This window comes from Arthrobacter sp. UYCu712 (genome assembly GCF_040547005.1).
GTDB lineage: Bacteria > Actinomycetota > Actinomycetes > Actinomycetales > Micrococcaceae > Arthrobacter.
Genome location: NZ_JBEPOZ010000024.1, coordinates 44,162 through 63,503 on the forward strand (window position 1 = coordinate 44,162; position 19,342 = coordinate 63,503).

General features: G+C 68.3%; 15 protein-coding genes. 12 read left to right on the forward strand and 3 right to left on the reverse strand.

The features are described 5' to 3' along the window. Positions 1-164: 164 nt before the first annotated feature. Together ABIB51_RS18810 and ABIB51_RS18815 are read right to left on the reverse strand one after the other, a co-directional pair. A complete protein-coding gene (locus ABIB51_RS18810) occupies positions 165-2,177 on the reverse strand; it encodes an ABC transporter ATP-binding protein (RefSeq protein ID WP_354190765.1) in 2,013 nt (670 codons plus the stop codon). Beyond that, entirely contained in the window at positions 2,174-3,907 is a 1,734-nt protein-coding gene (locus ABIB51_RS18815; protein ID WP_354190767.1) for an ABC transporter ATP-binding protein, read from the reverse strand. The genes ABIB51_RS18810 and ABIB51_RS18815 overlap by 4 nt, the downstream gene beginning before the upstream one ends. 194 nt (positions 3,908-4,101) lie before the next feature. Here ABIB51_RS18815 and ABIB51_RS18820 point away from each other — a divergent pair, with 194 nt between their 5' ends. Further along, a complete protein-coding gene (locus tag ABIB51_RS18820; protein WP_354190769.1) occupies positions 4,102-5,004 on the forward strand; it encodes a serine hydrolase in 903 nt (300 codons plus the stop codon). A 73-nt stretch (positions 5,005-5,077) separates the two neighbouring features. Further along, entirely contained in the window at positions 5,078-5,686 is a 609-nt protein-coding gene (locus ABIB51_RS18825) for an NADPH-dependent FMN reductase (RefSeq protein ID WP_354190771.1), read from the forward strand. 47 nt (positions 5,687-5,733) lie between these two features. Here the strand turns inward: ABIB51_RS18825 and ABIB51_RS18830 are convergent, their stop codons facing one another. Continuing rightward, complete coding sequence (locus ABIB51_RS18830; RefSeq protein WP_354190773.1) at positions 5,734-6,561, reverse strand: GAF domain-containing protein; 828 nt, start codon at positions 6,559-6,561, stop codon at positions 5,734-5,736. A 410-nt stretch (positions 6,562-6,971) separates the two neighbouring features. Here ABIB51_RS18830 and ABIB51_RS18835 point away from each other — a divergent pair, with 410 nt between their 5' ends. From ABIB51_RS18835 to ABIB51_RS18880, 10 genes are all read left to right on the forward strand, one after another. Beyond that, entirely contained in the window at positions 6,972-7,637 is a 666-nt protein-coding gene (locus ABIB51_RS18835) for a response regulator transcription factor (RefSeq protein WP_354190775.1), read from the forward strand. Between the two features lie 12 nt (positions 7,638-7,649). Next, positions 7,650-9,191 (forward strand): sensor histidine kinase, encoded by a 1,542-nt coding sequence (locus tag ABIB51_RS18840; protein WP_354190777.1) that lies wholly within the window; start codon positions 7,650-7,652, stop codon positions 9,189-9,191. Positions 9,192-9,286: 95 nt separating this feature from the next. Further along, positions 9,287-10,534 carry a glycosyltransferase family protein gene (locus tag ABIB51_RS18845; protein ID WP_354190778.1) on the forward strand — a complete coding sequence of 416 codons (1,248 nt, stop codon included), beginning with the start codon at positions 9,287-9,289 and terminating at the stop codon, positions 10,532-10,534. Then, positions 10,521-11,741 carry a glycosyltransferase gene (locus tag ABIB51_RS18850; RefSeq protein WP_354190780.1) on the forward strand — a complete coding sequence of 407 codons (1,221 nt, stop codon included), beginning with the start codon at positions 10,521-10,523 and terminating at the stop codon, positions 11,739-11,741. The genes ABIB51_RS18845 and ABIB51_RS18850 overlap by 14 nt, the downstream gene beginning before the upstream one ends. Beyond that, positions 11,738-12,916 (forward strand): glycosyltransferase family 4 protein, encoded by a 1,179-nt coding sequence (locus ABIB51_RS18855; RefSeq protein ID WP_354190782.1) that lies wholly within the window; start codon positions 11,738-11,740, stop codon positions 12,914-12,916. The genes ABIB51_RS18850 and ABIB51_RS18855 overlap by 4 nt, the downstream gene beginning before the upstream one ends. Positions 12,917-13,077: 161 nt before the next feature. Beyond that, positions 13,078-14,799 (forward strand): ABC transporter ATP-binding protein, encoded by a 1,722-nt coding sequence (locus ABIB51_RS18860; protein WP_354190784.1) that lies wholly within the window; start codon positions 13,078-13,080, stop codon positions 14,797-14,799. Continuing rightward, positions 14,796-16,103: a phosphotransferase family protein gene (locus ABIB51_RS18865; protein WP_354190786.1), complete on the forward strand. Its 1,308-nt coding sequence runs from the start codon at positions 14,796-14,798 to the stop codon at positions 16,101-16,103. The genes ABIB51_RS18860 and ABIB51_RS18865 overlap by 4 nt, the downstream gene beginning before the upstream one ends. Beyond that, positions 16,100-17,230 carry a phosphotransferase gene (locus ABIB51_RS18870; RefSeq protein WP_354190788.1) on the forward strand — a complete coding sequence of 377 codons (1,131 nt, stop codon included), beginning with the start codon at positions 16,100-16,102 and terminating at the stop codon, positions 17,228-17,230. The genes ABIB51_RS18865 and ABIB51_RS18870 overlap by 4 nt, the downstream gene beginning before the upstream one ends. 4 nt (positions 17,231-17,234) lie before the next feature. Then, positions 17,235-18,350, forward strand: coding sequence for a phosphotransferase (locus ABIB51_RS18875; RefSeq protein WP_354190790.1), 1,116 nt, complete (start codon positions 17,235-17,237; stop codon positions 18,348-18,350). 132 nt (positions 18,351-18,482) lie between these two features. After that, positions 18,483-19,328: an alpha/beta fold hydrolase gene (locus ABIB51_RS18880; RefSeq protein WP_354190792.1), complete on the forward strand. Its 846-nt coding sequence runs from the start codon at positions 18,483-18,485 to the stop codon at positions 19,326-19,328. Positions 19,329-19,342: the final 14 nt, after the last annotated feature.

Sequence of the window (19,342 nt, forward strand, 5' to 3'; positions counted from 1 at the left end):
GTCGCTGAGCTTCCATTGTGCCGAGTACCCAGCGAGTTGGGCCGCAGGTCCGGCCGGAGCTGACGCTGCGGCCGTCGGGTTGCTTCGGATGCCGGCACGAGGTGGCCGGAGCTAGTCCAGCTGACGTGATCCAATTCCAGGACGACGGCACGGACCAGCAGGCATTAAACCTCCGCCACGGGAGCAGCGAACTGCGCCGCGTACAGCGCTGCGTACGCCCCGCCCGCCTCCAACAATGAAGCGTGCGTCCCCTGCTCCACGATCTGGCCGGCCTCCATCACCAGGATGAGGTCGGCGTCGCGGATGGTGGAGAGCCGGTGCGCGATCACGAAGCTGGTCCTGTCGGACCGCAGCGCGCTCATCGCCTTCTGCACCAGCACCTCGGTGCGCGTGTCCACGGACGACGTCGCCTCGTCCAGGATCAGCACCGACGGCCGGGCCAGGAACGCCCGGGCAATCGTCAGCAGCTGCATCTCGCCGGCCGAAACGTTGGAGCCCTCGTCGTCGAGCACGGTGTCGTAGCCGTCCGGCAGGGACCGGACGAACCGGTCCACGTACGTCGCCTTCGCCGCCTCCATAATCTCAGCCTCCGTAGCCGTCGGCCGGCCGTAGGCGATGTTGTCCCGGATGGTCCCGCCGAACAGCCAGGTGTCCTGCAGCACCATGCCCATCCGCGAGCGCAGCCCGTCGCGCGTCATCGCGGTGACATCCACACCGTCGAGGGTGATCCGCCCGGCGTCGAGCTCATAGAAGCGCATCATCAGGTTCACCAGGGTGGTCTTGCCCGCCCCGGTCGGGCCCACAATGGCCACGGTCTGCCCCGGCTCGGCCACCAGGCTCAGGTCCTGGATCAGCGGCTTGTCCGGTGCGTAGGCGAAGGAGACGTCCTCGAACACCAGCTTGCCCCGGCCGCCGTTCGGCGCCACGGCAGGAGAAGGATCCGCGCTCTGCTCCTCGGTGTCCAGCAGCTCGAACACCCGCTCGGCCGAGGCCACACCGGACTGCAGCAGGTTCGCCATGGACCCCAGCTGGGCCAACGGCTGGGTGAACTGCCGGGAGTACTGGATGAACGCCTGCACATCGCCGAGCTGCATGGCCCCGGAGGCCACCTGCAGGCCGCCCACCACGGCGATGCCCACATAGACCAGGTTCCCGATGAACGTCATGGCCGGCATGATCAGTCCGGAAATGAACTGCGCGCCGAAGCTGGCCTGGTACAGCTCCACGTTCTTCTGCCGGAACCGTTCCTCCACCTCGCGCTGCCGGCCGAACACCTTCACCAGTGCGTGCCCGGTGTAGGTCTCTTCGATCTGGCCGTTGAGCTCGCCGGTGTGCTTCCACTGCGCCACGAACAGCTTCTGTGAGCGCTTGGCGATCACCGCCGTCGTCACGAGCGTCAGCGGAATGGTCACAAGCGCAATCAGCGCCAGCGTCGGCGAGAGGATGAGCATCATCACCAGCACCCCGGCCACCGTCAGCACCGACGTGACCGCCTGGCTGATGGACTGCTGCAGGCTCTGGGAGATGTTGTCGACGTCGTTGGTCACCCGGCTGAGCAGCTCGCCGCGCTGCACGGAATCGAAGTAGCGCAGCGGGAGCTTGTTGATCTTGGCCTCGATCCGCTCGCGCAGCCGGAACACCGTGCGCTGCACGACGCCGTTGAGGATGTACGCCTGCATCCAGCCGAACGCCGAGGCCAGCACGTACAGTGCCAGCGCCCACAGCAGCAGGGAGGCCAGTGCGGCGAAGTCGATCCCGGTGCCGGGAGTGAGCGTCATGGCGCTGAGCATGTCCGCCTTTTGGTTCTCCCCGGCGGCGCGCAGCTGGGCGATCAGCTGCGCCTGGCTCACCCCGGCCGGCAGCTGCTTGGACACGACGCCGGCGAAGATCAGGTTGGTGCCCTCGCCCAGCAGCCGGGGCCCGATCACCGAGAACGTCACGCCCACGACGGCGAGCAGCAGGACCAGCGTCAGCCACAGCCGTTCGGGCCGCAGCTCCCCCAGCAAGCGCTTCGCTGACGGTCCGAAGTTCATGGCCTTCTCCGCCGGGATGTTCATCCCGGCAAACGGGCCGCCGCGGCCAGGGCCGCCCGCCGGGCGGGGAATCCGCAGCGGGGCCTCTGCCGCGGGTGCCCCGGCGGCGGGGGCCGGGGTGGGCGCCTTGTCCGTGCGGCTCATGCTGCCTCCTCCGCCGCGAGCTGGGAGTTCACGATCTCCTGGTAGGTTTCGGAGGTCTCCAGCAGTTCCTCGTGCGTGCCGTGCGCGACGATCCTGCCGCGGTCCAGCACCAGGATCTGGTCCGCGTCCGCAATGCTGGAAACGCGCTGGGCGATGATCACCATGGTGGCACCGGCGGTGTTGCGCTTGAGCGCCTGCCGCAGCCGGGCGTCCGTGGCGGTGTCCAGCGAGGAGAAGGAGTCATCAAAGATGTAGAGCTCCGGCCGTTTCACGAGCGCCCGGGCGATTGCGAGCCGTTGCCGCTGCCCGCCGGAGACGTTGGTGCCGCCCTGCGAGATCGGCGCGTCCAGCCCGCCCTCCATCTCCTGCACAAAGTCCTGCGCCTGCGCAATGCTGAGGGCCTCCCAGAGCTCGGCCTCGGTGGCGTCGGGTTTGCCGTAGAGCAGGTTGCTGCGCACGGTGCCGGAGAACAGGTAGGGCTTTTGCGGGACCAGGCCGATGTGCCCCCACAGCAGGTCTGGGTGGAGCTCGCGCACGTCCACGCCGTCGATCCGCACCGAGCCGGACGTCGCGTCGAAGAGCCGCGGCATGAGGTTCACCAGGGTGGTCTTGCCGGAACCGGTGGCCCCAATGATCGCCGTCGTCTGCCCCGCTCGGGCGGTGAAGCTGATGTGCGAGAGCACCGGCTGCTCGGCACCCGGGTAGGCGAACCCGACGTCGTGCATCTCCAGTTCGCCCCGCCGCGCAGCGGTGGTGATCGGGTGCACCGGCGGCCGGACGCTGGATTCGGTCCCGAGCACCTCGCCGATCCGGTCGCCGGAAACGGCGGCGCGCGGGATCATGATCGCCATGAACGTGGCCATCATGACGGACATCAGGATCTGCATGAGGTAGCTCAGGAACGCGATCATGGTCCCCACCTGCATGGAGCCGTCCTCAATCCTGAACGCGCCGAACCAGATCACGGCCGTGCTGGAGACGTTGAGCACCAGCATCACGGTGGGGAACGCGAGCGCCATGAGCCGGCCGGCGCGCAGCGCGGTGTCCGTGACGTCCTCGTTGGCGCGGGTAAAGCGGGCGGTCTCCACGTCCTCCCGGACGAAGGCCCGCACCACGCGGATGCCGGTGAGCTGTTCGCGCAGCACCCGGTTGACGGAGTCGATCCGGGTCTGCATGAGCCGGAACAGCGGCACCATCCGGATAATGATCGACCCCACCCCGACCAGGAGTAAGGGCACGCTGACGGCGATCAGCCAGGACAGCTCCAGGTCCTGCCGCATGGCCATGATCACCCCGCCGATGCAGAGCATGGGCGCCGTCACCATGAGCGTGGCGGACATCAGGACCAGTTGCTGGACCTGCTGGACATCGTTGGTGGAGCGGGTGATGAGGCTGGGCGGGCCGAAGCGGGTGACTTCCTGCTCGGAGAACTCGGCCACCCGGCCGAAGATGGCGCCCCGGACGTCCCGGCCCAGGCCCATCGCGGCCTTCGCGCCGAAGTACACGGCGGCGATGGTGCAGGCGATCTGGAGCAGCGTGATCATGAGCATCATGCCGCCGATGCGCAGAATGTAGTCCGTGTCCCCCGTCGCCACGCCATGATCGATGATGTCTGCGTTCAGGGTGGGCAGGTACAGCGAGGCAATGGACGCCGCCAGCTGGAAGACGACGACGGCGAGCAGCAGGCGCCGCTGCGGCCGCAGGTATTCGACGAGCAGTTTCCAGAGCATCCGTACTCCCAGCCACGTGTCCCGCACACTGATCCGAACGCCAGTTTACGTCCGCCCGGGGGCGGCGGCTGGAGGCGGTTGCTGGGAGTTTGCCCAGAGCCTCGGAGGATCCCCGGCACGGTTTGGACATGCCTGGTCCCCCGGCATACCGTTCAAGTGCCCCCTCCCCCGCTTTATCCGGAAGATCCCCCGCCATGAACACCCCTGGACCGCAGCCGGCGCGCGGCGTCCTCCGTCCGTTCCTCGTGTGGGCCACCGCCGCCCTCCTGCTGATCGCAGCCGTCACGACCGCCGTCGTCCGCACCGGACCGGACGCCAAAACCGACTTCCTGGCATCCCTGCAGAGCATGTTCGAGCAGGAACCGCCGGCGGGCGCTGAGGGGCCGGCCCCGGACGTCCCGTGGAATGCCGCGGCCCTTGACGCCGAGGTCCAGCGGATCCTGAGCGAAAACAGCGGGTACAGGATCGGCGTCGCGCTGGTGGACAACGACGGCGGGGACCCCACCGTGTACGGCGACGCGAGCCCCTTCGTGGCCGCCAGCACCGCCAAACTCATCACCGCGGCCGCCTATTACCACCTGATGGAAACCGGCGAGAAGTCCCTCGACGCGCCGCTGGGCAGCTTCGACGCCGCGTTCCAGCTCCAGGCCATGGTCAACACCAGCAGCGACGATTCCTGGCTTCTGCTGATGCAGGACGTCGGCTACCCCCGGCTGATCGAGTACGCGGCGTCGGTGGGTATCCACTACGACCCCGAAGAGAACCGCGTGTCGCCGTCGGAGATGGCGCTGCTGCTCCGGCAGCTCTCGTCCGGGACGCTGCTCAACGCCGAGCACACCACGGAGCTGCTGGGCTACATGCAGCAGACCAACAACGAGCGCCTCATCCCGGCTGCGGTGGATCCGGCGCTGACGCTGCAGCACAAGTACGGCGAGGTGGAGGGCTACATGCACGACGCCGCCATCCTGAGTTCCGGCGGCCGCTCCTACTCGCTCGTGATCTACACGTGGGGTGAGGACCCGATCGAAAGCGAGGCGCGGCTGACCGCGGTCCATGACCTGGCCCGCGCCGTCAGCGGGGCAATCTTCGCGCCGTAACGCTGCGGAAGATTCATGCCCACAGGATGGTTGTACTAATGAGCGGGAAAAGCGATCCGGAAAGGGGCCCGCCATGATTCGTATAGCTGTGATCCTAGGGAGCACCAGGCCGGGGCGGCTCGGGAAGCCCGTCGCCGACTGGGTGCTGGCACGGGCATCGGAGCGCGGCGACGCCGTTTTCACTCTGCTCGACGTCGCCGATTTCGAGCTTCCGCTGCTTGACGAGCCGGTGCCGCCGTCCTTGGGCCGCTACGGCCACGAGCACACGAAGGCCTGGTCCGCCGCAGTGGACGCCTTCGACGGCTACATCTTTGTCACGGGCGAATACAACCACTCGATCCCGGCGGCGCTGAAGAACGCCCTGGATTACCTGTACAGGGAGTGGAACAACAAAGCCGCCGGGTTCGTCAGCTACGGGAGCAGTGGCGGAACGCGGGCTGTGGAACACCTGCGGTGCGTGGCCGGGGAATTGCAGCTGGCCGACGTCCGGGCGCAGGTGGCACTGCCGCTGGCCACCGAGTTCGAGCACTACCGCAGGTTCATCCCCTCAGAGGCCGCGGAAACAAACCTGCAGGCCCTGCTTGACCAGCTGATCGCCTGGGCCGGCGCCCTAAAGGTCCTCCGCCCGAACGCGGCCCCCCACAAAACGGTTCCCCGGAAAGAGGGCGGCCTGGCCGCCTGAGTGCGTTGCCGGGCTGCCTTTTCTGGGCCGCCGTTTCTGGATTCTGCCTACGCCGGACTCCCCGTCCTGCGGCGCTTCCGGCGGGCGGGATGGGAATCAAGATGGGGATCAACGGAGCGAGCTGTCCGCAGGCCGGGGCCGGCCGGGATGCCCCGCAGGTCCTGATCGGCTGCCGGAACAAGGACCTGCAACGGGCCGTCCTCGGGGCGCGGAAGGTTGCCCGCCACCAGCCGAAGATAGTCAAGGGACGCCTCGACACTGAACCCGTGTTCCCGCACAAGCGTCCGCACCACCAGGCCGGCCAGCGTCCGGGACAGCTGGGCCGAGGAAAGCTCCGCCTCGCTCTGGGCCCCCAGCGCCAGCCCTTGGGCCAGACGCAGGTCACGGGAAAGCTCACGCGTGAACCTGACGGCCGCAGTCATGTCATCGCTCGTGAACACATGCGGCCACGGTGCATACAGGCCGAGGACGGCATGAAAAACATCCGTGGGCACCAGTGGGACGGCCATGAGCGAGCAGACTCCCAGACCGGCAGCGGTGCTGGCGTAACCTGGCCACCGCCGCTCCAGGCCGATGTCCGGCACAAGCACCAGCTCTCCGTCGCGGAGCGCCGTCCGGGACGGGCTGTCTTCGAAGGAAATCTGTGCTTCATCCACCGCGCGCGCCGGTGCACTGCCCGCTGCCAGGGTGATCACCTGGCCGGCCCGGAAAATCGTGAGCGCCCAGCTGATGCCCCTGCTCGAACCGCCGGTGTCCTCGACGAACTCCCCCACGACTTCATGCAGGAAGGCGCCGACGTCCCGGCTGTCGAAAGGCATTTCCCAGGCGGCGGCCCGACGTTCCGGCCCGCTGGCTGCAGCAATATCTTCGGTCACGTTTCACGCTCAAGGTCCGAACCCGGCGGCTCATGGCTGAACCGATAAGTTCAGAATACGACCCGGAGACGCGCGTTCCCAGAGCCGCCCTCCGCAGTCGTCTCCACCGGATTATTTCAAAATGGTTTCGGTGAAAGGTAGCGCCAGCCCCGCCGCAGGGGCAGGATAAAAACTACCGGATCCCACGCAAATAGAGGACGCCGGAAACTTGCTCACGGACGCTCAACGGCGTCCGCACCACGCCCGTCGTCGGGCACATCGATGCTGCTGGGGCCTCGGAATACCTCCCAGCCCACGTGCAGGAGACGCCGCAGTTTTGGAGTAGACCTGAAGTCCGGAACCCGTGCCACGAGCGCCGCTGCGCGCCCGACTGGACGGTTCCTCGGCACCGGACTTTTCTAGGGGTCACTGTGATCCGCATACTCATTGCTGAAGACGAAGAGCGCATCTCCCGGTTTATCGAGAAGGGACTGCGGGCGGAGGGCTACGATCCCACAGTCGTGGCCGATGGCGTCAAGGCCGTGGATTACGCCTCCAGCGGTGAGTTCGATCTCCTGCTCCTCGACGTCGGGCTCCCCCGGCTGGACGGATTTGCCGTCCTGTCCGTGCTGCGCTCAGCGCATGTGCACATCCCGGTCATTTTCCTGACGGCGCGGGGCTCGTCCGCGGACACCGTGGCGGCGCTGGAGGGCGGTGCGGACGACTATATGGTCAAGCCGTTCCGCTTCGAGGAGCTGGTGGCCCGCATCAGGGCACGTCTGAGACCCGGGGAGAACGGCGATCCGCCGGCGGGTAACGTGCTGCGCTACGGCGCGATGGAACTGAACCTTCACACCCGCACCGTGAGCATAGGAGACAAGACCGTGGAGCTCTCGGCCCGCGAGTTCGCGCTCGTCGAGATGTTCCTGCTCCACCCGGGGCAGGTCCTGAGCCGTCAACAACTCCTCAGCCGCGTGTGGGGCTACGACTTTGACGGCACATCCAACGTGGTGGATGTGTACGTACGACAGTTGCGCCGCAAGCTCGGCGCAGACCACATCGTCACCACCCGCGGCGCCGGATACCGTCTGGGCTAGCAAGGAGCAACCGTGACCGCCACCATCAGCCGGCTTCGTGAAAGCGCACGGGCCGCGCGCGCCACACCGCCGGTTCCGCTTGCCGGAGGTGACCCGGAGCGGCCCGGCTGGAGCGCCAGGGCCCATTCCGTGCGGTTCCGCGTGGTGGCCGCCATGCTGCTCATGATGTTCATGGGGCTGGTGGTCGCGGGCATCATCACCTTCGTGGTCCAGTTCCAGGACTCCGACGCCCGCGTGGACCAGGCCCTCCTGGACAAGGCCCGCGCCGTGGTCAAACTGGTGCCAAGCGATCAGCGGGCGGACCGGGAGGCCCTCGAGCATGGTCTCCACGAGGCCGCCGAGGACATCGAGCCGCGCAGCAACGAACTCATGGCCGGCATCACGGGCGGGAAAGTCGAATGGACGGTGGACGGCAGCCCCGACCAAAACCTCCTCGACAAGGACATGTACCCCGCAGCCGCAGCACTGACCAACGCTTCCGGCACGGCCTTCGGCGATCTCACCGCCAACGGGCAGCCTTTCCGGGCCGTCGTCGTCCCGGTCAAGGGTCCGCCAGGTCCGGTGACGTATCTGCTGGTCGGTCGGGAAACCGAGGACATCCGGGAACACCTGGTGACCTCAATCCAGACCTATTCCCTCGTGGCCGTCAGTACGCTGGTCGCTGCCGCCCTGCTCGGAAGCATGGTGGCCGGCCGGCTGCTGAACCCCCTGCGCCGGCTGCGCGAAGCAACCGAGGGGGTCACCCCGGAAGACCTGACGCAGCGGGTGGAGGTCCGCAACGGCGCAGACGACGTCACTCTGCTCACGAAGACCTTCAACACGATGCTGGAGCGGCTCGATGAGGGCGCCCAGGAGCAGCAGAAGTTCCTCGACGACGCCGGCCATGAGCTGCGGACGCCGCTGACGATTCTCCGCGGACACCTGGAACTCGTATCCGTGGACGACCCCGCGGACGTGACGGCCACGCGGGACATGTTGCTCGAGGAAGTGGAGCGCATGCAGCGCCTCGTGGAGGACCTGCTGGTGCTCGCCAACGCCGGCCACCCTGATTTCCTCCGGAAGGAATCCGTCCGGATCCCCGAATTCCTCTCCCAGGTGATGGACAAGGTCCATGTCCTGGCTGAGCGCCGCTGGCAGCTCGACGAAACAGCCGATGCCGTGCTGGAAGCGGACCCGCAGCGGCTCACCCAGGCCCTCGCCCAGCTGGCAGCCAACGCGGTCAAATACACCGGGCCGTCCTCCACAATCGCCCTCGGCAGCCGGGTGGAGAGCTCGACGGCACCGGACGGCTCGCCGCTGCCAGGACCGGACACCCTGCTGCTGTGGGTGCGGGACACCGGGACCGGCATCGCCACGGAAGACCAGTACCGGATCTTCCAGCGGTTCGGCCGCGCCCACCCCGGCCGCGGGCAGGAAGGCTCCGGCCTCGGTCTGGCAATCGTCACCGCCATCGCCGAAGCGCACGGTGGAACCGCCAGCGTGGAATCTGAATATGGTGATGGATCCCGCTTCATGATCCGGGTCCCGCTGCAGCCGGCCGGCGCGCGGCTCTGAAAACCCCCGGTTCCGGTTCATGAAGAATCATTAATCTCCCCCTCATCCGTTCTTCACTCTGCCGTCGCAGGCTGGTAGCAGTACAGGTCGGGAGGATGGCCGTGGAGCCGCTGCGGATAGTGCTGTATTCACACGATTCAGTGGGCCTGGGCCATGTGCGCCGCAATCTGGTGCTGGCCCACGCGCTTGCCAATCAGCTCCCGGGACTGACCGGCCGCCCGGTCACCGGGATCCTGATCACCGGCACCTCGCACGCCCCTGGATTCCCGGCCCCGGAGGGTTGGGACTGGGTGCTGCTGCCCGGCGTCGGGAAAAGCCCCCAGGGCTACCTGCCGCGAAACCTCAGCCTGCCCATGGACGAGCTGGTGTCCCTGCGGTCCCGTTTGCTGCAGGGGGTGCTGGCCGGCTTCCGCCCGGACCTGGTGATCGTGGACCGCCACGCCACCGGGGTGCACCGGGAACTGGAGAGCGCCCTGCGGCACGCCCGCGCCGACACTGCCGTGCGTGTGGTGCTGGGCCTGCGTGAAGTTCTCGACGCCCCGGACGCCGCTTTCACCGAATGGGCCCGCTTCGGCGGCGCCCGGGTGGTCAGGAATCTGTTTGACGCGATCTGGGTCTACGGCGACCCTGCCATCCACGACCCCGTGGCGTCCGGCGAGATCCCGTTCTCGCTGCGCAAGCTCATCCGGTACACCGGCTACCTCGCCGCCGGGCGTCCCTCGATCTCGGGCACGAGCTGCATGGACGGCCCCTACGTGATGACCACAGTGGGCGGCGGTTCGGACGGCCACGCCTTGGCGAGGTTAGCAGTGGCGGCGCAGGTCCCGGCCGGGCTGGGCCACCTGGTTGTGGCCGGTCCGCAGATGCCCGCCGAGCAGATCCAGGACCTCGAACGCAACGCCCGCCCCGGGGTCCGGGTGGTCCCTGCCCTGGACGACATCGTTTTCCACCTCCGGCACGCCGCAGCAGTGGTCGCGATGGGCGGATACAACACGGTCTGCGAGATCATGAGCACCAACGTCCCGGCCCTCATTGTTCCGCGCACCGAGTCGCGGGCCGAGCAGCGCATCCGGGCCACGTGCCTCGCCGATGCCGGCTACCTGGAACAGCACGAGATCGGCACACTGACTCCGGAAATCCTGGCCGACTGGCTGGCCACGCGGCTCGGCAGCACTGTGGACAGGCGGCGCGCGGTCCTGGACGGGCTGATCCGGGTTCCGCAGCTGGCCGCCGCGTTGCTGCAGAGCGCCGTCGTCACCGGAGTGGCGGCAGACGAAGAAGAAGCAAGCATCGTGGACGTTCCCGCAGCAGCGAAGGGAAGTGCCGCCCGTGTTGCCGTCTGAGCCGGGGACCGCCTACGTCCTCAAGATGTATCCGCGCTTCTCCGAGACGTTCATCGTTTCGGAGATCCTGGCCCGCGAAGCCGCCGGGGACCGGATCGAGATCTTCTCCCTCCGGCCCACCACCGACCCGCGGTTCCACCCGGAGCTGGCCCGGGTCCAGGCCCCGGTCACCTACATCGACCGGCCCATCAAGACCGTGGCGTTGTGGGAGAGCCTCCAGCAGGCCGGGGCGGCCGGGCTCACGGCCGCCCTGGGCCGGAACCTGGCGGAACTCGCCGCCGCCACTGCGGACGACGCCGTCCAGGCCATCAACCTGGCCACCGCCCTGCAGGGCCGGAACATCCGCCACATGCACGTGCACTTCGCCTCCGGCGCCACCACCGTGGCGCGGCTGACCTCGGCCATCACCGGCATCCCGTTCTCCTTTACCGCCCACGCCGTGGACATTTTCCACGAGTCGGTCCGCGACGAGGACCTCCAGCTGAAGCTCGACCAGGCCCACCACGCCGTGACTATCAGCAGCTACAACCTGCGCTACCTGCGCCGCCGCTTCCCGGCCTCCACGTCCCGGCTGCATCTGGTGCGCAACGGTCTGGAGCTGGAGCGCTTCCCGTACCGGGACCCGCGCCCGCTGGAAACCCCGCTGCGGATGGCCGCCGTGGGGCGCCTGGTGGAGAAGAAGGGCTTCCAGTATCTGCTGCCGGCGGCCGCAGAACTCCTGGAATGGGGTGTCAAGCTGGACCTTCGCATTGCGGGAACCGGCATCCTGGCCGAGGACCTGGAGGCGGGCATCGGGCAGCTCGGTCTCGAGGACCACGTGCACCTGATCGGCCCCCAGACCCAGGACCAGATCCACGAGCTCCTCGACTCCGCCGATGTCTTCGTCGCTCCCTGTGTGGTGGGTGCCGACGGGAACGCTGACGGCATGCCCACCGTCCTCCTGGAGGCCATGGCCACCGGCGTCCCCTGCGTCAGCACGTCAGTCACCGGGATTCCGGAAGCCGTCCGTAACGGCTCCACCGGTGTCCTGGTCCGCCCGGGCAACTCCCATGCGCTCGCCCGGGCTGTCGAGACGCTCGTCTCCCCCGCCACCGACCGGGTGTCCCTGGCCCGTAACGCCCGCGCCCTGATCGAGGCGGAGTACGACGTCCGCCGCCAGGTGGAGCTCCTCCGCTCACTCTCTATCCCGGAGAGGCAAGTCGCATGACACGCGTGGCCTACGTTTGCGCCGACCCTGGAGTGCCCATCTTTGGCACCAAGGGCTCCTCGGTCCATGTCCAGGAAATCGTCCGGGCCTGGCGCGGGTCCGGGGCTGACGTCACGGTCTACTGCGCCCGGCGCGGAACCGACCGGCCCGCCGATCTGGCCGATCTCGACGTCATCGAGGTCAGGCCGGAGCCTGCCCCCGCCGGTGCCGCCCGCGAACAGGCCGTCCAGGAAGCCGCGCTGGCCCTCGTCGATGAGGTGCTCCACCGGGGTTGCGGCCTGGTCTACGAACGCTATTCGCTGTTCAGCCCGGCGCTGTCCGTGCTCGCGCCCGTGCTGGATATTCCGTCCGTCCTCGAGGTCAACGCCCCGCTGATCGAGGAGCAACAGCGGTACCGCCAGCTCGTGGACATCAAGAAGGCTGAGACCGTGCTGCGGCGCAACGCCGGCACTGCCGACGTCGTCGCCTGCGTCTCGGAGCCGGTGATCCGCTGGGTGCGGGACCGGGTGCCGGCGGCCCGGACGGTGCTGGTGCCCAACGGCGTCAACGTCGGCCGGATCACCCCGCGGATGGCAGGCAGGCGCAGCCCGGACCACCTCACTGTGGCCTTCGTCGGCACGCTCAAGCCGTGGCACGGGGTGCCGGGCCTGCTGCACGGCGTGGCACTGGCCAACGCGCAGACGACCGATGCCAGCCGCCGCTGGCGGGTGCTGGTGATTGGCGACGGCCCCGTCCGCGTGGACCTCGAACGGCTCGCCGCCGCACTCGGCGTGGAGGCGGAATTCACCGGGGCGGTGACGCCCGACGCCGTGCCCGGACTCCTCAACGCCGCCGACGCCGCGGCCGCCCCGTACCCTCCGGACGTCGCCGGCCAGGACGACTACTTCTCGCCGCTGAAGGTTTACGAATACATGGCGGCCGCGATGCCGATCATCGCGAGCTCCGTGGGCCAGATCCCGTACATCCTCGACGACGGACGGACCGGGATCCTGGTGCAGCCCGGAGAGCCGGCCGCCATTGCACAGGCCCTCACCCGGCTCGGCGAGGACCCCCTCCTGCGGGAAGGGCTCGGCCGTTCCGCCCGCGATGACGCCGTGACGCGTTTCAGCTGGGACGGCGTACTCGCGCGCATCACTGCCTCGCTTCCTCCCCTCCGAAGGGTCGCCGCCCCATGACCCACACGTCCAGGCATTCGCAACCCCGTAGCTGGCGGACCCTGTGGCGAAGGACCCGCGCCAGCGCACCGGCTGAACCCTCACCGTTGCGGCGGACCTTGCGGTGCGTCCGCCCGCATTTGCGCGGGCACAGGCTGCTCATCACCTGGGGATTCATTGCCATGGCCGCGGAAATCCTCTTCCGGCTTCTTGAACCGTGGCCGGTGAAAATCGTCCTCGACTCCGTCTCCCGCTCTCTCGGCGCCACTCTGCGCAGGTCCCCGTTCAGCGTGGAGGCGAGCGTGGAGGTGCTGCTCCTCTGCGCCGGCGCGGTGATTGTCATCAGCCTCATCCGGGCCGTGGCAGGCTACTTTTCCGCGATTTCGTTTGCCCTGGTAGGCACCCGGATTTCCTCCGAATTGCGCGCCCGTACCTTCCGCCATCTGCAGGGCCTGTCGATGCGGCACCACAGCCGCGCCTCCACCGGGGACACTGTCCAGCGGCTCGTTGGGGACGTATCCCGGCTGCAGGAAGTAGCCGTCACGGCCGGGCTCCCCCTCATAGGGAACATCGTGTCGCTGATCGCCATGATGATCATCATGCTCTGGCTGGATCCCCTGATCGCCCTGGTGACGTTCCTGTCCATCGCTATTTTCGTTGTGTTTTCCCACCGGAGCTCGGGCTCGATTACCTCCGCGGCCCGCACCTCACGCAAGGGCGAAAGTGCCCTCGCCACCACCGCCGCGCAGACGCTGGGAGCTATGCGCGAAGTCCAGGCGTATGGACTTGAAGACACCATCAGCTCCCGCTTCCGCAAGAGCAACCAGGCAGCACTGGGCTCCGGGGTGGTCGCGTTGCGGCTGGCCGCCAGCCTGCAACGGAAAACCGACGTCCTGACGGGCATCGCGACGGCGGTGGTGCTCGCCGGCGGCGGCTGGAGGGTGATGCAGCATGCGATGACCCCCGGGGATCTGGTCGTTTTCCTGTTTTACCTGAAAACCGGACTGCGGCCGCTCAAGGATGTGGCCAGGTACCTCAGCCGCATCGCCCGTGCGACGGCTTCCGGGGAACGGGTGGCGGACCTGCTTGAGGCCCAGAGTGACGTGCCGGAAGCGCCGCATGCAATCGTCCTCAAGGACCCGCACCCGGACATCGTGTTCGACAACGTCTGGGCTGGCCACCTCGACGGAACCACGGTGCTCAAGGGGATCAACCTGACCATACCGGCGGGTCAACACTGCGCCGTGCTGGGCCCCTCCGGGGCCGGGAAGTCCACGCTGGCAAGCATGATCCTCCGGATGGTGGACCCCTGGCAGGGGAGTGTCAGCCTCGGAGGCGAGGACCTTCGGGCCCTGAAGATCGCTTCCGTGCGTGCCCATGTCTCAATCCTGCTCCAGGACTCCGTGCTGTTCGGGACCTCGGTCCGGGAGAACATCAGGTTCGGCCGCCTGGATGCCACTGATGAGGAGATCGAAGCCGTGGCGGCCCTTGCCCAGGCCGACGGTTTCATCCGCGCCCTGCCCGACGGCTTCGAAACCATCCTCGGCGAGGCTGCCAACGATCTCTCCGGTGGCCAGCGTCAACGGCTGGCCGTCGCCCGCGCCATGCTCCGCAAGGCCCCCATCGTGATTCTGGACGAGGCGACGGCCGGGCTGGATCCGGCATCCCGGGACTCGGTCCTCAGCGCCCTGGACACACTCACCGAGGACCGGACCTCCATCGCGGTCACGCACGACGTCAACTCGGCCCAGTCGTGCGACCGGGTGATCTGGCTCGAAGACGGCGAAATCCTCGAAGACGGGCCACCGCTGTCATTGCTGGCCGATCCGGACTCCCGCTTCGCCGGCTGGGTCCAGCGGCAGCAGACGGCAGAACCGGGTGAACTGTTCAAGGTGCCGACGTGAGCACCGCCCCGCAGGGACAATGGCTGCAGGGACACCGGCTGCAGGCGCAGCGGCGCGAAGCTGACCGTGCCCTTGCGGCCCGGGACACCCGGATCCCGGGCCTGAACTGGGTCCTCGACGACGAGCTGCTCTCCGGGCTCCTGCACGAAAGGGTCCAAATCACCAGGACCCGCTACAAACCGCAAACCTCGGCCCTGGTCGCCTTCCGTCGGAGCGGCAGCGGGGCCGGCAGCTACGGATGGGCATTGACTACATCACCGGAGCACGCCGGGAAACTGCAGCGGCGGGCGGACAGTTCGCAGAAGCGCGGCGGCGGCGTCCGGCTTGTCCGACCCGTTCAGCTTCACGCCGACGTCGTCGTGGCGGTCGGCCCCATCGAGGAGGACTGGCCACTGCGCCCCAACCTGCGCTGGCTCAGGGACCACGGACTCGGACGGCTCGGGGCCCTCCCCGCGGCTGAGCGCTTCCTGGACCCGCCGGTCACTGTGCTGAGATACAACCCGGAGCGCAGGCTCGTTGCCAGGGTCCCCTCCGCGGCGCTGCCCGTCGTCGTCAAAACCGCCGTCCAGGTTGACGAAGCTGCCGCAGGCCTCCGCCTGCGGCAGCGGCTGGTGAGCCACGACGTCCCGGTCCTGCCCGAACTCGCCGACGCGGAATGTGCCGCGCACGGCATCAGCGCCTCCCCGGACTGGGGCCATGGAGACCTCAGCGGCCGCGACAACGATCCGGCCGCCTACCGCGCGGGCGAAGCCTTGGCGGCGATCCATGCAATCGACGTGGGAACGGCGGCGGATCCGACGGCGGACGTGGAGGACCTGGTGCGCCAGCTCGCTGCAACGCGGTCCATGGTCACCCGACTGCTCCCGGAGCTCGATGATCCGGTAACCCGGCTCACCGGCCTGCTCATGGCAACTGTCGGCGCCGCCGGCACGAACGGGCAGCAGCCAGTGCTGGTCCATGGCGACTTCTCGACCGACCAGGTACTGGTGGACGGCCCGGCGGTCCGCATCATCGATTTCGACCGCGTCAGGATCTCCGACCCGGCGAGGGACATCGGGTCCTTTGCCGCGGTGGAGGACACAGCAGACCACGCCGGTGCCGGGCCCGTGGCCGGTGGCCGCAAGACGGCCCACCTGATCGACGGCTACTGCGGGGCCGGCGGGCACGTATCGCAGGCCAGGGTGGATACCTGGGCGGCGTACCGGTTGTTCCTGGACAGCGTCGACCCGTTCCGGAACCGGGCCAGCGACTGGCCGGCCGACGCGAACTGGCATATCCGCCGAGCCCTGGAGTTGATCGCATGATCTGGCACCCGCCCCAGCCCCAGTACGTCGACGAATCCGGTACAACGTGGGGCGTCCACCGCGCCTGGCACGACAGGAAACCCGGGGAGTACGTGCTTGAGGTCCTGACGCCCGGACGGCCCGGCGTCAGGGGAGCCTATCTCAGCCACGGCCGCTTTGAACTCCTGCCGGAGGACGATCCGCAGCTGCCGTCCCTCCGGACCGAGAGGCGGCACGGGGAAATCATTTCGCACAGGCCCTACATGCGGGCCATCATCCGGGCGGAGGGCCGCTACATCAAGGTCTTCCGGCCCGGCGGCGCCGCCGTCCCTGCTGAACGCTGCGCACAGGTGGCCAGCCTCCTCGACCCGGGCGCTTTCAGTGCGCCAGAGGTTCTGCACAGCACCGAGGACACCCTCGTATTCGGTGTGCTTTCCGGACCGACCCTGTGCGAAATCGGCGAGGACCACGTCACGATCGGCGAGCGGGAATTCGCCGCCGCGTGGGAAGAATGGTCCCGCGCCTGGCTCGCGCAGGTGGGCGCCGCTACTGACGCCGCCAGGCGCACGGTTCTTGGCACCTTGCCGGTCCACTCACCGGAGGTGGAGGTTGCCGACGTGGCCCGCTGGGCGAAACGGTGGCTGCTGCACACCGAAAAGGTCCCCGAACTGGCGTCCCAATGCGATGCCCTGCGTGCCACGGCTGAACACGTGACGGCGGATCTGCTGAAGACGGCACCGGACCGGCTGGTATGGAGCCACGGAGACCTCCATGACCGGCAAATCATCGCCGGCGACGGCCGGTCCCCGCTCGGATTGCTGGACTTCGACGACGCCGCCCAGGCCGAGGCCGCCCGCGATCTGGCCATCCTGGACGCACACCTGGAACTTCGCCTGCGCAAGAACGAACTGACGCCCGCGCGGTACCTGAAAGCCCACGCGGAAGTGCTCGCCGTCGCCCGGCACCTGCAGGTCAGCCCTGCCCGGTTCGATGCCTACTCGGATGCCTGCTGGCTGCGCTTCGCATGCTCTTCGCTGCCCTCGCGCTCGTCCCTGGCAACCGCCGTCCTCAACGAGCGCATCAAGCACCACGAGTCCTTAGGGTCAACCACATTGACCGCCGGCCTGACCATTGGAACCCGGAGCTGATCCCATGGGCTGGCACCCGCCCGTCCCGGCCACCGTCCTGGATGAGGAAAACACCGAATGGCAGGTCCTACGGTCCTGGCCCGATGACTCCGCGGAGGACTACGTCCTGGAACTGGGGGCTCCCGGCCGGGCAGGGGTCCGGGCAGCCCATCTCCGGGCAGGGCAGCTGGAGCTCCTGCGGGACGGCCGCGACCGGCGCCTCCCCGCCCTTAAGCGCGCGTCGCCGCTGGGTGAGGTGGTGGTGCACCGGGCCCACAAGCGGGCCGTGGTCAGGGCCGGCGAGCACTACCTCAAGATCTTCCGGGCCCGGCAGTCCGACGAGGCTGTGGGCAGGCACGCCCGGATGAACGAACTCCTCGGCGCCGAGGACTTCCTCACCCCGGACATTGTTTCCTGCACCCCGGGCTGCCTCACCCTCACGACGCTGCCCGGCCGGTCCCTGTTTGAGCTGGGAAACGACCCCGCGGCCAGCGATGCCGTGTTCGACCAAGCCTGGCAAAAATGGTCCGTGGCCTGGGTCCGGCAGCAGATCCTCGCCCGGGCTCCCGCGCACCGGCCGGCATTGGAGGCCCTCCCGCCCCGCACGGCCGCCGTCGAAATGGAAAGCCTGCAGCGCATCGTGGGCCAGTGGCTGGTGCACGCCAAGGACATCCCGGCGGCGCAGCCGGAGCGCGCTGCCGTTCGCGCGTCGGCAGGGCAGGCCGCCCAACTGCTGCTCCGGGCCGAGCCGGACCCGCTGGTGTGGTCCCACGGGGACCTCCACGACAAGCAGATCTTCACCGCGGATCCCGGAGCGCCCCTGGGGCTGCTGGACTTCGACGAGGCCGGCCGGGCCGAGGCCGCCGCCGACCTCGCAAACCTTGCCGTGCACCTGCAACTGCGCCTGCGCCAACACCGGCTGACCGCCGGGCGGTACCGGACCGCCCGCCGCCACGTCATCGCCACGGCCGAGGAACTGCGCGTCTCCCCTGCACGCTTCGACGCCTACGCGGCCGCGACCCGCCTGCGGCTGGGTTGCCTCTATTCTTTCCGGCCCCAGTGGACCGCCCTCGCCGGGGACTTCCTGAACCTCCCGGGAGACGACGCACAGCTATCCGACGGGTGGCGCGCCAGCGCATAGCCGCGGCAGGACGCTATATCCGCCACCCGGGAACACTCTTCGGGCCGGACGCGTTGGCCCCTGTTAGCGGCACCCCACGATTGAACGCTCCACCCCGTACCGATTCGAAACCGTACCGAGAGGACTGCTGACATGGCTTACATCGAGGTTGGAACAGAGAACAGCACCGACGTCGAGCTCTACTACGAGGACCACGGCTCCGGACAGCCAGTAGTCCTGATCCACGGCTACCCGCTGGACGGCTCCTCCTGGGAGAAGCAGACTACGGCCCTGCTGGGTGCCGGTTACCGCGTCATCACCTACGACCGGCGCGGTTTCGGCAGGTCCAGCAAGCCCACCGAGGGCCACGACTACGACACCTTCGCCGCGGACCTCAATACGCTCCTGACCACCTTGGACTTGAACGACGCCGTGCTGGTGGGCTTCTCGATGGGAACCGGCGAGGTGGGCCGGTACCTCGGCAGCTACGGCTCGGCCCGGGTGGCCAAGGCAGTCTTCCTGAGCTCGCTGGAGCCCTACCTGGTACAGGCCGACGACAACCCGGAGGGCGTCCCGCAGGCCGTGTTCGACGGCCTCCTGGATGCCGTGACCGCCGACCGCTACGCGTTCTTCACCGACTTCTTCAAGAACTTCTACAACAGCGATACCTTCCTCGGCACGCCACGGCTCAGCGAGGAAGTCATGCGGGCCGGATGGAACCTCGCGACCTCGGGCGGCCCCACCGCGTCCGTCGCGGCGCAGCCGACCTGGCTGACCGACTTCCGCCAGGACATCCCCAAGATCGACGTTCCCACCCTGATCGTGCACGGCACGGCGGACAACATCCTGCCGATCGACGTCACCGGCCGCCGGTTCGCCAAGGCGCTGCCGAGTGCCGAATACCTGGAGATCGACGGCGCGCCGCACGGCCTGCTGTGGACGCACGCCGCCGAGGTCAACGAGGCGCTGCTCGGATTCCTCGCGAAGCCGCGCCCGTAGCCTGACCCCACCGG